The organism is Marinobacter sp. EhC06, from assembly GCF_001650915.1.
Taxonomy (GTDB): Bacteria; Pseudomonadota; Gammaproteobacteria; order Pseudomonadales; family Oleiphilaceae; genus Marinobacter.
In genome coordinates this window covers 40548-55942 of record NZ_LXYO01000001.1, presented here as the reverse complement: position 1 = coordinate 55942, position 15395 = coordinate 40548, and the positions used below count along the sequence as shown (strand labels likewise).

Genomic DNA, 15395 nt, shown 5'->3' with positions numbered 1-15395 from the left:
TCAGGTCACTTCCTCCCGAACGCAATCACCACCCGGTCATCGCCGTTGGTTCTTGAGAATACATAGGGTTGCTGGCTGATCAACCGGTGCTCGCCTGCGCCGATCGCGGGATGACGATCGCGGAACTGACCCAGCTTCTGCCAGTGCTCAAGGATACCGGACACCTCGCCATTCTCAATGGCACTCCAGTTCATGTCCGAGCGGGTGCCCTGGTGGGGATCGGAACCGGTTGGCCCGAACGCGCGACCGGACTCGTCACCGTAGAACACCTGAACCGCTCCGGGAGTAAGCATGAGGGCCGCCGCAGCCCGCTTCTGGAGCGCCGGATCATTGCCCGCAACCTGACTGAACAGCTTGGTGTCGTGGGAAGAGATATAGCTCAGCACGTTGAAGTCGTCTTCCCCGTGGAGTTTGCTGGCGTAATCACTGTAGATGGATTCCATGGAGGGCAGGCACTGTGCACCGGCCCGGGCTTCTTCCTGTAGGTCGAAGTTAATGACCGCATCAAAGCCGGCATCGAAATAGGCGGTCTTGCGGACCGAGTGGGGGAATACCTCGGCAACCATCCAGAATTCCTCTGCCGGCAGTTTGGCGTCGGGATTGTGGCTGCGGTAATCGTCCAGGGCTGCCTGGGCCTCCTGTTTGAGCGCCAGCCAGGCTTCCGGTTCCACATGCTTGGCAGTATCTACCCGGAAGCCATCCACACCGAATTCCCGTACCCAGTCGGTCAACCAGGTGATCAGGTAATCCCGAACGGTGGCTTCGTCCAGTTGCTGGCTTCTGGAGCTGGCTTTGTTTCTCAGGAATTCCGGGAGATCCACGGGCTGTTCGGATTCGGTCTTGAAATCCGGCAGGAACGCGAGAGACCCGCGCTGGGCATCCACGGAGGCGTTCGGCGGCGTGTCGTAGTCGGCGATACCAGCCCGGACCCAGTCCTTGCCCCACCAGTTGCGCCAATCCGGATGGTCGTAATCAATGAGGGCATGATAGGCGTGGAAGTTTTCCCAGGATTCCGGTTGCCAGTCGCCCCAGCGCTCGGGCAGATGCTTTTCGAATCCTTCAAACAGCGAGCCGAACCCAAAGGTCTGCATATCCTGCAGGGTACTGTAGCCCGGATGGTTCATGACCACATCCATAACCACCCGGATACCTCGCTTGTGGGCTTCCTGAACCAGGGTCCGGAATTCTTCCCGGGTACCGAAGTTGGAATCCGGAACGGTGAAGTCCAGAGCGTAATAGCCATGGTAGCCGTAGTGCTGGAAATCGCCCCGGTCGCCACCGCCGACCCAGCCGTGCATCTGTTCGAACGGAGGGGTAATCCATAGCGCGCTGACACCCAGTTCCGCCAGGTAGTCCAGTTTCTGGGTCAGGCCGACAAAATCACCGCCATGGAAGGTGCCGATTTCATCCTTGCCGTCTGGTTGACGACCATAATTCAGGTCGTTGTCGGTCCTGCCATTGGCAAACCGGTCTGTTACGGCGAAATAGACGGTCGCCCCGGCCCAGGTGAACTGGCCCGCCTTGGCGTCGACTGATTCCAGTAACACCAGCCCCTCGGCATTGGCACCCGGTGCCATGCTTACCTCACCGTCGATAACCCGGGCAGTGTTGCCTGTGTAGAAATCCCGGACCAGTGTCCCGTCCGGGAATGCGGAACCGACCGGAATCGTCATTTCGGCTGACGCGGCTTCGCAAAAGACATTGGTATCATTGGCTGAAGGTGGCCCGGCCACAACCGCGGGCTTGCCCGGGCCCGAGGCGCAACCGGCCGTAATAAGGGCTGAGGCGATACAAGCTGAGAACTTCAGGTGTCTGGCGCGGGTTGTCATGGCAATTGCTCCGTTTCGGTTTTCATTCTTGTGGATGCCATCAAACCAGACTCCACCCCGGGGTGGTAGAAGGAATTTTCTACGCCCGTCTACTCCCCTCTACTACGCCTCGGGGAATGAAATAAGGGGTGATGCTTATTACCGGGAATTGCCACACAGTGCCAATACTCGCAAAAGAAAGTTTGCGTTAAGTCCGGCCCGACAACCTCGTGAATGGCCGGAAAACAAGAATAAGGCAAGAACATACAGAGGAATCACCTGATGAATCGTCGAACTTTTATCCGCAGCACACTCGCCGCCTCCATTGTTGCCGCCAGCTTCGGTGTTGCCGCGCCGGCTCATGCCGAAATTGAAGAGGGCAAGCTTCTGGTCTGGATCAACGGTGACAAGGGCTATGATGGCCTGCAGGAAGTGGGGGACTGGTTCACTCAAGAAACCGGTATCCCGGTTGAAGTCGCCCATCCGGACAGCGCCACCGACAAGTTCCAGCAGTCTGCCGCAACCGGCAATGGCCCGGACATCTTCATCTGGGCCCACGACCGTTTCGGTGAATGGGCCCAGAGCGGCATTATTTCCGAGATCAAACCGTCCAAGAGCGTCATCGACGCCAATTATGATTTTACCTGGGATGCGGTCACGGTGGGCGGCAAGATGTACGGCTATCCGATGGCGGTCGAGTCTATTGGCCTGATTTATAACAAGGATCTGTTGCCCGAGCCTCCCAGCGCCTTCGAAGACATTCCTGCCGTTCATGAAAAGCTGGCGGAAGACGGTAAGCGCGCCATTCTGTGGGATTACAACAATACCTACTTTACCTGGCCGATGCTGGCCGCAGCCGGAGGATATATCTTCGGTGAAAATGCCGATGGTTCCGTGGATGTGAAGGATACCGGGGTGAACACCGAAGGTGCCATCAAAGGTGCCAGAGCGCTGACCCGGCTGATCGAGGAAGGCGTGATGCCCCGCGGAGCAGACTACAGCGCCATGGAGTCCAGCTTCAACAAGGGCGAGACCGCCATGATGATCAACGGCCCCTGGGCGTGGGGCAACCTTGAGAAGAGCGGCATCAACTTCGGCGTAACCACCATTCCGACGGTGGATGGGCAGCCCAGCAAACCCATGGTGGGCGTTATGGCCGCGACCCTGAATTCTGCCAGCCCCAACAAGGATCTGGCGGTTGAATTCCTGGAGAACTACGCGCTCTCCGTCAAGGGCCTGAAAATGGTGAATAACGACGTTCCCCTGGGTGCTGTGGCCAACAAGGAATTCATGGACGAACTCTCCTCCGATCCCAATATCAAGGCGACCTTCGAGAATGCCCAGCTGGGCGAACCCATGCCGAATGTACCGGCCATGGGTGCCTTCTGGTCGTCCATGGGGCCGGCCCTGCAAAACATCACGTCCGGACGCCAGTCCGTTGAAGACGCCCTGAGCGCAGCAGCACAGCGAATTACCCGCTAAGCAGAAGGGTAACCCGGTGTCGGACGGCTATGCTTCCGTCCGACACCGGCCCGCTGAGACGTGCAAGAACATCCGCCGTTGCCATCGCGCGACGGTCATTAACGGGCTGACTACAATGATAACGGAAACCCTGTCCTCTCCCGGTATTGAAAGCAGACACTCCATGACCCGAGTACTTCTCAAATGGGGAGCGCTGGCTGCGCTGGTCGGCGCCGCGCTCTACCTTATACTGGCACTCTACGCCCAGCGCGAGTTTGTCTTTGCTATGCTGTTTCTGGTGCTCACCGCCTCTGCTGTTGCGGTGTTTGTCAGCAAGAAGCTGTACGCGCACCGATATATTTTTCCGGCCATCGCCGGCATGGGCCTGTTCGTCATTTTCCCACTCATGTACACCGTGGGCATCGGCTTTACCAATTACAGTGCCAGCAATCTGTTGAGCTTCGAGCATGTGCAGGAAAACCTCCTGAGCCGGACCTATCAGTCCGAAGCGGTTCGCTATGACTACCAGCTCTACAAGACTGAAGAAGGCTATGTTTTCTGGCTTGAGGGAGAACATCAGAACCTGACTTCAACACCTGTGGACCTGGAGTCGGGTGAACGTTCGGCGCCGGTATTGCCGGTGTCCGGCAAGCCGCAGGGTGAGCCCTTGTCCATTCGAGAGATCATCCAGCTCAGGGGTGAACTCTCGGATCTAACCCTGATCACCGAAGATGGGCGTGAGTTAAGCCAGGCCAGCCTGCGCTCTTTCGCGGCGATTCACCCCCAGTTTACGCTGCATGACAATGGCAGCCTGACCAACAACCAGACCGGCGTTACCTATTTCCCGGACCAGGAAACCGGTTTCTACCGGGACGGCGATGGCAATGCCCTGTCGCCGGGCTGGACGGTCAATATCGGCTGGGACAACTATCTCAAAGTGGTGTCCGACCCCTCCATTCGCGGGCCATTCTTCGAGATTTTCGTGTGGACGCTCTCGTTCGCAGTCGCCACGGTTGTCTTTACCCTGGCGTTGGGCCTGCTGCTGGCCAACCTGCTGCAGTGGGACCAGATTCGCGGCAAGGGCTTTTACCGCACCATGCTGATCCTGCCCTACGCGGTGCCGGCCTTTATTTCGATTCTGGTGTTCAAGGGTTTGTTCAATCAAAACTTTGGTGAGATCAACCTGGTGCTTGAGGGACTGTTCGGGATCCGTCCGGACTGGTTCAGCGATCCGGCGCTGGCGCGCACCATGATTCTGATCGTGAATACCTGGCTCGGCTATCCCTACATGATGTTGCTGTGTATGGGACTTTTGCAGGCCATCCCCCGGGACCTGTATGAAGCCTCGGCCATGGACGGGGCAGGCCCGGTGAACAATCTGTTCAATATTACCCTGCCGTTGATCATCAAACCGCTGATGCCGCTGCTTATTGCCAGCTTCGCATTCAACTTCAACAACTTTGTCCTGATTGCACTGCTGACCGGGGGCGCCCCGGACATCATCGGTGCGAGCACGCCGGCAGGTACCACCGATCTTTTGGTGAGCTACACCTACCGCATTGCGTTCCAGGACTCCGGACAGAACTTTGGTCTGGCTGCCGCTATTGCCACTGCAATTTTCCTGGTGGTGGGCGCGTTGTCCCTGATCAATCTCAAACTGTCCAAGATCAAGGTGTAAGGAGCTTCTTATGGCCATGGTTGAACCCCGCTCCACCAAATACCGCGTGCTGGCATCCCACCTGGGGATGCTGGCGTTCATCGCGATCATTCTGTTTCCGCTGCTGATGGTTATTTCCATCTCGTTCCGCAGCGGAAACTTTGCCGCCGGCAGCCTGCTGCCGGAGAATCCTTCGCTGGAACACTGGTATCTGGCGCTGGGTATTCCCTACACCGGTGAAGATGGTGTTACCACGCAGCCACCGTTTCCCGTGCTTCTGTGGTTGTGGAATTCGATCAAGATCGCTGTTGTTTCGGCGGTGCTGATCCTGGCACTTTCCACCACCAGTGCCTACGCCTTTGCCCGCATGCGTTTTGCCGGCAAGGGATTTGTCCTGAAATCCATGCTGATCTTCCAGATGTTCCCGCCGGTGCTTTCCCTGGTGGCGCTGTACGCCCTGTTCGATCAGATTGGCAATCACGTCAGCTGGCTCGGGCTGAATACTCATGGTGCGGTCATCGTGGCCTCCCTGGGTGGTATGGCGTTGCATATCTGGACCATCAAGGGCTATTTTGACTCTATTGACCGCTCCCTGGAGGAGGCCGCTATCGTGGATGGCGCCACCACCTGGCAGGCGTTCCGCTATATCCTGCTGCCTTTGTCGGTTCCGATTCTGGTGGTGGTGTTCATCCTGGCGTTCATCATGACAATCATGGAGTACCCGATGGCGTCGGTGCTTCTGGTAGATACCGATAAACTGACCCTGGCGGTGGGTGCCCAGCAGTATCTGTATGAACAGAACTACCTTTGGGGAGATTTCGCGGCAGCGGCGGTACTCTCGGGCCTGCCGATCACGGTGATCTTCCTTTACTGCCAGAAATGGATTGTCGGTGGCCTCACGGCCGGCGGTGTTAAAGGATAGGCGACTTCTCTTTACGCGATCTCTGCGTCTTCCAGCGTTAACTTTCGCGACCCGGTCAGGTTAATTCCCCCTGCTGACCGGGCTTTTTTTGGTCCCAAAAAAAGGGCCGGTACGTGACGGAACCGGCCAAAGAGTAACCCCGTTAAGGGTGACGACAGATCGAATCAGACAGGGGCCGGGTAGGCCCCTCGGAGTGGGTTAGAAGTCGATGCAGGGCTCCCGGTAGAGGCGCGGACAGGCGGTACCGTCCTGGCGGAACAGATGGCACTTGTTGGCGTTCATACCCAGGGTCATTCGGGCCCCTTCCTGAATCGGGTTGGAGCCATCGGTGCGCATGGTGATGACGCCCTCAACGTTATTGACGTCCAGATGTACCAGGGTCTGGTAGCCCAGGCGTTCGACCACGTGCACCTCGCCTTGCAGGTACATGTCGGCTTCCTGGTCTTCGCTCAGGTGTTCCGGGCGAATCCCGAGGGTGACGGTTTCGCCCTCGGAGAGTTCGGCGCCGTTCACCGGCAGCTCCAGACGGTGGTCACCCGGCATGACGATGGTGGCCGACTGGCTGCTGGCGGAAACGACGGTGCAATCAATGAAGTTCATCTTCGGCGAGCCGATAAAGCCGGCGACAAAGCGGGTAGCGGGGTAGTGGTACAGCTCCATGGGTTTGCCCACCTGGGCGATGGTGCCGTTGTCCAGGGCCACGATCTTGTCTGCCATGGTCATGGCTTCTACCTGGTCGTGGGTCACGTACACCATGGTGGCGCCGAGGCGCTTGTGCAGCCGGGAAATTTCGATGCGCATCTGGACCCGCAGGGAGGCATCGAGGTTTGAAAGGGGCTCGTCGAACAGGAATACTTCAGGCTCCCGGACAATGGTCCGGCCGATGGCCACACGCTGACGCTGGCCGCCGGAGAGGTCTTTGGGCTTGCGCTCCAGTAGCTTGTCCAGTTGCAGCAGGTTAGCGGCATCCTGGACCCGACGATTGATTTCAGTCTTGTTGGTTTTGGCCAGCTTGAGGCCAAATGCCATGTTTTCTGCCACGTCCATATGGGGGTAGAGGGCATAGGACTGGAACACCATGCCCACTTCCCGTTCCTTGGGCGGCAGGTTGTTAACCCGGTCGTTACCGATGTACATGTCGCCGGAGGTAATGTCTTCCAGACCTGCGATCATGCGCAGCAGGGTGGATTTGCCGCAGCCCGAGGGCCCGACAAAGACCACGAATTCTCCGTCCTGAATGTCCAGGTTAACGTCTCGGGTTACCTGGACTTCGTCATAACTCTTGCAGATATTGCGTAAAGTGACGCTGGCCATATCTCGTGTCTTCTTGTTAGGTCATTGAATGTCAGAGCCGGGCGATGTCGATGCCCCAGGGCCCGAGTGTCAGATCCTTGCCATGCCACTGGCCGCCCACGAAATCCGGGGTACCCGGTTCAGGTGAGCCAACGCCGGGCATTGGAATGGTGACGGCGCTTTCGCTCAAGTTCAGTGCCACCATCACGGTTTCATCACCCAGACTGCGTGTGTAAACCAGGGTATTCTTCGGGCTCTTGCTGAACTCTATGTCCCCTTTGAGCAGGATGGGTTGGTCTTTTCTCCAGCCCAGGAACGCCCGGTAAGCGGCCAGCACGGAATTATCCTCAGCATGCTGGACAGCGACAGCCGCATTGTAATGATCATCATAAACCGGCAGCCAGGGGCGCGCATCGGAGAATCCGGCGTGGGATTCCTCGTGGTGCCAGACCATGGGCGTACGGCAACCATCCCGGCCCTTGTATTCCGGCCAGAAGGTAATGCCGTAGGGATCGACAAGGTCTTCGTATTGCAGTTCGGCCTCGGTCAGCCCCAGTTCTTCACCCTGGTAGATGCAGACGCTGCCGCGCAGGGTCAGCAGCATGGCCATGTAGGCCTTGAGCTGCTGCTCCGATGTGGCGTTCCAGCGAGTGGCAACACGGGCTACATCGTGGTTGCCGATGGCCCAGCAGGGCCAGCCGTCGGTCAGCTTGCCTTCGATGGTGTTCACGGTTTTGTGGAAGAAATCCGCACCGTGCTGCTCTGTCAGCAGATCGAAGGAGTAAGCCATGTGCAGCTTGTCGCCACCGCTAGTGTAATCGGCCATGGTCTGAAGGGAATTGTCGTCGCCGATTTCGCCTACCGTGGTGGTGCCCGGGTACTGGTCCAGCAGAGCACGAAGGCGCTTCAGAAATTCGATGTTTTCCGGCTGGGTCTTGTCGTACTTGTGGAACTGGTAGGCGTAGGGGTTTTCCTTGCGCACGCCAATAGAGCCTTCTGCAACAGCCTTGCTGGCAGGGTTATCCCGCAGTTTGGGGTCGTGGAAGCAGAAGTTGATGGCATCCAGACGGAACCCGTCGACGCCGCGGTCCAGCCAGAATTTAACATCTGACAGAACCTGTTCCTGAACCTCCGGGTTGTGGAAGTTCAGATCCGGCTGGCTGGTGAGAAAGTTGTGCAGATAATACTGCTTTCTGCGACTGTCCCAGGCCCATGCCGAGCCACCAAAGACCGACAGCCAGTTGTTCGGCGGCGTGCCGTCGGATTTCGGGTCGGCCCACACGTACCAGTCTGCCTTCGGGTTGTCACGGCTGGCACGGCTTTCGAAAAACCAGGGGTGCTGGTCTGAGGAATGGCTCAACACCTGATCGATCATGATTTTCAGGTCCCGCTTGTGGGCCTCGGCAATCAGCTCGTCGAAATCCTCCAGAGTTCCGAAGATAGGGTCCACGTTGCGATAATCCGAGACATCGTAGCCGAAGTCTTTCATCGGGGAGGTAAAGAACGGGGATAGCCAGATAGCGTCCACGTTCAGGCTGGCGATGTAGTCCAGCTTTGCGGTGACCCCGGGCAGGTCTCCTATACCATCGCCATTGGAGTCGTAAAAACTTCGCGGATAAACTTGGTAAATGACGGCGCCACGCCACCAGTCCGGGTTCTTGATCATGTAGCCTCGCTTGTACTTCTGGCGGTGAGAAGTTGTTATTGTTGAAGTGGTCATAGGATTCCACCCAAATAGACTCGATCCATACTGCGTCTGGCGCGCCTTCCCTTCATCCTCCTGCGCCACTTTTTGTTGGCGTAGACGGGGGGATGAGGGGGGAGTAGGAGGGGGGAGCCAACGATGGTGATGAGGAGTGGATAACAGACATGGTGAACCCAGAATGAGTAATGAAGGATTTAGCGAGTGGTTATGGCGCGCCCCGGTGTTGGTAACCTGCCTCTGGCTTGCCGGCTTTGCGGGCACGGCCAGCGCTGACTGGTATCGGTTCTCCGATACCGCCATGACGACGCCTGTCGAGCTGGAGTTCTGGGCAGAGGATAAAGCGCTGGCGAACCGGGTTGGGGAAGAGGTGCTGGCGGTTTTTCATCAGGTTGATGAGCAGATGAGTCGGTACCGGGAGGACTCGGAAGTCTCCCGACTCAACCGCAATGCCGCCAATGGTCCCGTTACCGTCAGTGACGGTCTGTTCCAGGTGCTTGAAAAGGCGAGGGAGGTATCGATTCTCAGTGATGGCGCCTTCGACATCACCTTTGGCTCAGTCGGTTATCTATACGACTTCAGGGCCGGCAAAAAGCCGACGGAGGAGGAGCTTCGATCTGGCCTGCCCCGGGTGAATTTCCGGGATGTAGTTCTTGATCAGGATGCGCGAACCGTCGAATTCCGCCAGGCAGGCATCCGGGTGGATCTGGGCGGTATTGCCAAGGGCTATGCCGTTGATCTGGGCATCGAACGCCTGATCAATCTTGGCATTCGCCATGCCCGGCTGAGTGCTGGCGGCGACATGCGGCTGTTGGGTGACAAGCGGGGTCGGCCCTGGTACGTCGGCATTCGGGACCCCCGCTCAGAAGGGCGCAACGCGGTGGTTCTGCCGCTGGAAGACGTGGCGGTGTCTACCTCCGGGGATTACGAGCGGTTCTTCGTGGATGAAGCGGGAGAAAGAGTCCATCACATCCTGTCGCCTGAGACCGGCAAATCGGTTCAGGGCGTCCAGAGCGTGACCATTATCGGCGAGGACGCGCTGACAACCGACGGCCTGTCCACGGCGGTGTTTGTTCTCGGACCTGCCAAGGGATTGGAGATGATCGAGCGTTTGCCGGGTATTGATGTTGTGGTTATCGACGATCAGCGCATGATGCACGTGTCAGAAGGGCTCGTTCCGCCCCAAACAGACTAGGGGCGGAACGAGCAGTTTCCGTCAATTTCCGATAGTGCCGTTTACGACATTCGAGAACGCAATAAGGCTGTCCTGAGATGTGCCATTGCCCAGTCCGTGGCCATTGAAGCGCGTTCCGAACTGGTTTTGTTCACCGTGCAATGCCATGTAGTTGAGCAGCACGGTCTGAACCAACTGGTTGACGTTGTTGGCCGCAGGACTGGAGGCAGTTTCCACCGACGCATCAGAGCGCATGAAGCCGATCTGCCTGCGAATCGGAGTAGGGCGGCCTGCCGGGTTGTAAACCAGGAAGAAAGAGGCGGCCGTCTGCTGGTTGTCGCCGGTCCATTCGCCCTTGCCACGACCGTCCATGGAATCGTCAATCCGGCCGTTGCTCGACACCGAGCCGTCACTGAATACGTAGAGCATCAGCGGCATGCCCACCCGGGCTGCGTATTCCAAGCAGGCCCCCATACAACGGCCTGCCTGTTCGTCACGACGTTCGCCGGTTCCGCGCTCACCCGTGTGGTAGTCGTAGCCTCCCATGGTGATCGTGCCGGCACCGGCATAGCCGCTCAGAACCAGCTTCATCACAGATGCAGTTTTGCGGAATTCGCGGTTGCTGTTGAACTCATCGCGGCTGAATATGCCAGTGGGGCCAACGATTTCGAGATCCAACTCCGGATCCAGATCCGCCGGGTTGCCGAATCGGTCGGCGAGATCGGCACTCTTTACATAGCCACAGCGGACAAGGTCCTTGACGACTTCATCCGTCGAGATGCCCGTATTGACCTGGTTCATCTTGGCGTCGCTGATGCGCTGGATGGATTCCATGACGGCGACAGCATCTTGCTGGTCCAGAATGCCGATCAGGTCGCCCACGTCCACCAGGCCGGTAACGTCTGAGGGCCGGTCAATCTTCGTGGGACGTACCTCAGGATTGATCAGGTTCATCGGTGCCAGCGAGTTACCACCGGATTCCGAACTCTGTGAACCGACAAGAGAGAGCAGGGAGCCGTCGGCACCGGCGCGATGAATGCCATACATCGGGTTATGGGGGTTGTTGCCGGTGTCGTTTTCCGAGCGAGCCGCAATAATGGCGCCGTCGATTGCCGCCCGGGTGCCGGCACTGGTGCTCTGCAGGATGCCGCGCAGGAAACCACTGTCGGAATGGAACGCCAGGCCCAGCTCAGTGTTCACGAACGCCGGGTCGTTCGGCAGCATGTCACCCGGCAGCCCGAGTTTGTTGTAGCCCGCGGTACTCAGGAAGTCCATTTGCCCGCCGGATTTTCCCATCAGCACGTTGGAGCCGGCAATGTTGGCACCGCCTGCCAGATCAAAGCAGATAAATGGAATCTTGCCGGCACCCTGAACCGCTATGCCACAGCTTTCCTTCAAAGTGTTTAGATCGTCTGAAAGCGCAGCTGCGGCCATTCGTGGGTTTCCGAACAGGCTGAACAGAGAGGCACCGAATACCGTCGCAGAGCCCGCCATCAGGCCTTGTGCGATAAACTCTCGGCGCGTCCTTGGCTTGCCGTGATCGTCGTGGAGCAGTGGGCTGCCGTTGACCAGGGGCTTTTTACGAGATTTGCGTATAAACATGATCGGCTTCCTCTACTGAACCAGGGTGGTGGCGCTGCCAAGCACAGCCGCGCAGCTTGCCTTTACGACCGTTTCTGTGCGGTCAGGCTCACACCCTGCACCACAGCTGGTCAGTCTATCCATGAGCTCGCTGAGCTCCGTTTCGATTGCGCTATCACCGGGCTGTGATGCCAGGTTGCTGCCCACGAACCGGGACAGCAATGGCCCGATAACCAGGCTCTTGCCGCCATGACCAAATGCGGTGCTGGCCGGTGCTGAGAAATCGAACCCTGGGAACATCTGGTCCCGAAGTTGCGCATTTGAGACCAGGGCATCGCAATACTGGATGGCCATCTGGGTAACCGCCATCTGATGAGATGACAGGAAACCCTGGATCGTCTCTACCGTGGGCAATTGCTGCTTTACCGTGGTGTATGTGTTGAATACAGCCTGGTTGGTTGTGGGAACACCGGTCATCCGCGACATGGACTCGTTGATCTCGTCAAAAGTTTTCAAGCCGATCTCCGATGACGGTGGCAGGTCAGCGGGTTCCAGCTGCGGTGGCAGAGAAGGTTCCGAGCGGGCAAAGTTGTTACCGCCCAGTTGGTCGAACGTCAGGAAAAACTCATCGCTCTCGGGCCCGTTTTCCAGCGCAATGATGGTGCCAAGAGAGGAGAGCGGTTGCCCGGTGCCGGGTTCATAGCTGCCGCTGTCCAGGACAACGTCCAGGTTGGCCCAGGCCTGTCCGACAGTCGCTTCTTTGCCATTGATGCCCAGTCGCATGCCGCGCAGAGGAATGTTTGATGGCTCGGCGGTGTCATCAAGGCTGATGAAGAAGGGACTGGTGAACCGGTACGCATGGCTATCGAACTGGCTGACTTCGAACACGATGAAACTCTCGGGCACGTCGATCAGGTGAGAGACTCCGAACAGGAGATAGAACTTCTGACCAACACCCACCTCGAAGTTGGCCTGGACCTGTTCTGGTGTCAGCGCACGATTGTGGATGGCAACCATCCGGATCGCACCCTGCCAGGGGGAGTTGCCATCGGTCTCGTTGCCCAGTACCAGGGCAAAGCTGTCGTCCCATTCTGTCAACAGTCCGCCGTCGTCCGGGTCGACATCGCCGGTCGGAACGCCATTCACAAAAATCTGGCGCCCGGTCGTCGGGGTGTAATTCACCACCACGTGCTGGAGGGTTGCCTGCAGCAGCATGTCGGCGTCCTGGGTCGCGAAAGGCGTATTCTCATCACTGGTGGTGCTGCGATGCAGTACCTCGTAACGCTGGAGCGACTGGCTCAGGGTGACGTTGCGGGTGGTGGATGAGCCGGAGTAGGTCACGATCCGGGCATCCTCCTGGGTGATGTTGCCCGGGGCGACCCAGGCCTCGATGCTGTATTCGCCGGAGGCGGTCAGCAGGGTGTGCAGCTTCCGGCTGGCGGTGGTGCTGCCCTGGGCCTTGCCCGCAGGGATCATGAAACCCTGCTCGTCTTCGCCTGCGGGGCCAAGGTCAATACCCCAGCCACCAACCCAGTCGACGTTTCCGCTCAGGGTTAGGTCCAGCGCAGGCGACACGCCGCTGGTATCAAAAGCGGTCTGGCCTTCTCCGAACTTGAATTCGTAGAGGGCAATCACGTTGTCTTCAAACCGTCCGCCCGAGTTGGCAAGCAAACCGTCTGCCTGGAGGTTGAGTGCTTTGCTGGCAACCATTGCCGGGTCTACGGGCTGGGCGCTCAGGTCCTGGACCATTTGAAGAATCCTCAGCTCCATCAAATCGGCTGATGCCTCGCAGTCGTCATCCCAGCAGTTGTGGAAGTCATAGCGCAGGCGCTCAACCAGTCGGGATGCGCCCGGATTCATAGGATCGATACGGCTTTTGGCCTGATCGTAGGCAGTAGTGACATCGGCACTGGCAATGTAAGGGGTTTGGCCACCATCAGCATGGCAGTCGCTGCAATACTCTCTGAGTTCGGGGTATACCGTTGTGGCAAACAGGCCAGTGTCGCTGGGCAGGGCAACCGTGGCGCCCGGTTCTTTGAGCGCTGGAGCGCGTAGTTCAACGGTTTTGGCAGAGCCTTCTGAGCCGCCTGCCCAGTTGGAAATATAGGTGGTGAGAATGTCCACACAGGCTGACGTGCTCTGGAGCCAGCAATTGTGGCCACCGGCGACCTTGGTCACCATAGTGGACTGGGATGGATCAGACAGGTTAACGATGGAGTTCGCCTGGGCATAAGCCAGGTTCACGTCCTGCTCGTTGACGAACGTGGGTGCCTGGCCATTGGAGCCGTGGCACGCGCCGCATTTATCCTGGGTGACCAGGTTGTCCCACACCGTACGTTTGAAGTTGGCCACATCATCGGTGGAGGGTGGGGGCCCGTTGTAGGTAACCGTGCCGGAATTCTGGGAGGTATTCGGCAGTTGTTCCGTGGATTCGCCGCCGCAGGCTGAAAGCAGGAAAGCCAGGGCCGTGACTGCAATCGCTGATTTGAGGGAGCTCATGGAAATTCCTTTAAGTGTTTTCATAGCGTCCTCACTCCCCCATGCAATACACGGCGGATTCTGCGAATACCTGCTTCAGGTCGTAACCCTGGCTTGCGAAGCTGGCAACCATACTGCTTACCTGTGAACGGTCTGCGCTGTTTGAGGGAGGTCGCAGGCAGACATTCTCGAACACCTTCTTGACCTGGCACTCGGCGAAGGCGTCGGAATGGGCGAACTCTCTACCCAGGCTCTTGGCACCGGCGCCAGAGCCCGGGAGCGACTGATCCCATCCCAACCTGCGATTGGCGCCCTGGCGCCAGTAGTTATCCCAGCTGTCGTCTGGTGTCACATAGCCTTGCTCAAAGGTTGCAGCATTAATGTGATACTTGGCCTGAACTCTGGAGCCGGTTTCCGGATCCGTTTCGCCCATGGCGTTGTAGACGAGCCTGCCCAGCTCCCCATCAGGGTCGGCATTGGCGTCGTATTCGTAGTCGTAGTAGGCAAACGCCTGGGTCATGGGGTCCATGCCGCTGTGGCAGCCCACGCAATTATTCAGGAATACCCGGCTGTCACCACCCGGGCTGCGGGACACATCCTGGCGAATGCGGTCTGGTGGCAGAGTAACGTCCGCAACCTGCTCCAGGTCGTTGCACATGTGATTGATCAGCGTGAAGCGGAACATGGCACGGTTGGTGCCCGCACTGAAGAATGCTCGGGCTGAGGCTCTTGACGTAATGACGCCCGCGGTGGCAGAGGGCGGCAGGCCGGTGTAGGTCGACTGATTCACGCTCATCAGATTGTTCTTGAGGCTGGCCCCGCTGTTCTCCAGGGATTCGTAGTGATTGTTGTTGCTGTTGGAGTAGTTCGGCAGATTCAGGGAAGGATCTCCGATATACAGCACATCGTCATACAGGACTTTGCGGAAATCTTCCCCGTCCCGCACCAGGCCAATCACCGTGGCGATATAATCATTGAGGGGTACGAACTTTGACATCGCCTCGTTGGTCCAGGGGGCGGCGAAATTCTTCAGGGTGACGTCGTAGAAGGCGCTGTCCTCCATGGCAGTGAAGGCGGCGTCAATCGTGTTGCCCGAGATAATATCGCCTTCCATCTGGTTGAGAACGTCGGCGGAAGGGGGCACACCGGCTATCCGGTCGTGGATTCGTTTGGCCTGCTCTCTGGGGCCGGCCTGAACAAGGCTTGCCTGTCCAGACATCAGTGCGACGAGAACTGCGGTACTGCAAGCCTTGCAAAGGAGGCTCCTGATCCTGTTCCGGGCGGTCATGTCCTTTCCCTCGGTGATCGATAGCATTTGC

10 protein-coding genes are annotated in these 15395 nt (G+C 58.2%); 4 read left to right on the top strand and 6 right to left on the bottom strand.

The features are described 5' to 3' along the window. Positions 1-5: 5 nt before the first annotated feature. Positions 6-1829 carry an alpha-amylase gene (locus tag A8B84_RS00230; protein ID WP_064228945.1) on the bottom strand — a complete coding sequence of 608 codons (1824 nt, stop codon included), beginning with the start codon at positions 1827-1829 and terminating at the stop codon, positions 6-8. A gap of 261 nt (positions 1830-2090) precedes the next feature. On the opposite strand from A8B84_RS00230, the gene malE reads away from it, so the two are divergent. The 3 genes from malE to malG all read left to right on the top strand — a co-directional run bounded on the left by malE (position 2091) and on the right by malG (position 5848). Then, positions 2091-3290 (top strand): maltose/maltodextrin ABC transporter substrate-binding protein MalE, encoded by a 1200-nt coding sequence (gene malE / locus A8B84_RS00225; RefSeq protein ID WP_064228946.1) that lies wholly within the window; start codon positions 2091-2093, stop codon positions 3288-3290. Between the two features lie 163 nt (positions 3291-3453). After that, positions 3454-4947 carry a maltose ABC transporter permease MalF gene (gene malF, locus A8B84_RS00220; RefSeq protein WP_413772189.1) on the top strand — a complete coding sequence of 498 codons (1494 nt, stop codon included), beginning with the start codon at positions 3454-3456 and terminating at the stop codon, positions 4945-4947. A gap of 10 nt (positions 4948-4957) precedes the next feature. Beyond that, the gene (gene malG / locus A8B84_RS00215) at positions 4958-5848 is read left to right on the top strand and encodes a maltose ABC transporter permease MalG (protein ID WP_064228948.1); all 891 of its coding nucleotides are present in this window, start codon (positions 4958-4960) and stop codon (positions 5846-5848) included. A gap of 198 nt (positions 5849-6046) precedes the next feature. On the opposite strand, the gene malK is transcribed toward malG, so the two are convergent. After that, a complete protein-coding gene (malK, locus tag A8B84_RS00210; protein WP_064228949.1) occupies positions 6047-7162 on the bottom strand; it encodes a maltose/maltodextrin ABC transporter ATP-binding protein MalK in 1116 nt (371 codons plus the stop codon). Positions 7163-7193: 31 nt separating this feature from the next. Further along, positions 7194-8807: an alpha-glucosidase family protein gene (locus A8B84_RS00205; RefSeq protein ID WP_064228950.1), complete on the bottom strand. Its 1614-nt coding sequence runs from the start codon at positions 8805-8807 to the stop codon at positions 7194-7196. 217 nt (positions 8808-9024) lie between these two features. On the opposite strand from A8B84_RS00205, the gene A8B84_RS00200 reads away from it, so the two are divergent. Next, on the top strand, positions 9025-10038 hold the full coding sequence (locus A8B84_RS00200; protein WP_227512767.1) for an FAD:protein FMN transferase: 1014 nt from the start codon (positions 9025-9027) through the stop codon (positions 10036-10038). A 21-nt stretch (positions 10039-10059) separates the two neighbouring features. On the opposite strand, the gene A8B84_RS00195 is transcribed toward A8B84_RS00200, so the two are convergent. Genes A8B84_RS00195 through A8B84_RS00185 form a run of 3 tightly spaced genes read right to left on the bottom strand, consistent with a single transcriptional unit; the run spans position 10060 to position 15364 of the window. Further along, positions 10060-11619, bottom strand: coding sequence for a hypothetical protein (locus A8B84_RS00195; RefSeq protein ID WP_064228951.1), 1560 nt, complete (start codon positions 11617-11619; stop codon positions 10060-10062). A 12-nt stretch (positions 11620-11631) separates the two neighbouring features. Next, on the bottom strand, positions 11632-14097 hold the full coding sequence (locus A8B84_RS00190; RefSeq protein WP_138103132.1) for a LamG domain-containing protein: 2466 nt from the start codon (positions 14095-14097) through the stop codon (positions 11632-11634). Positions 14098-14128: 31 nt separating this feature from the next. Further along, entirely contained in the window at positions 14129-15364 is a 1236-nt protein-coding gene (locus A8B84_RS00185) for a hypothetical protein (protein WP_138103134.1), read from the bottom strand. Positions 15365-15395: the final 31 nt, after the last annotated feature.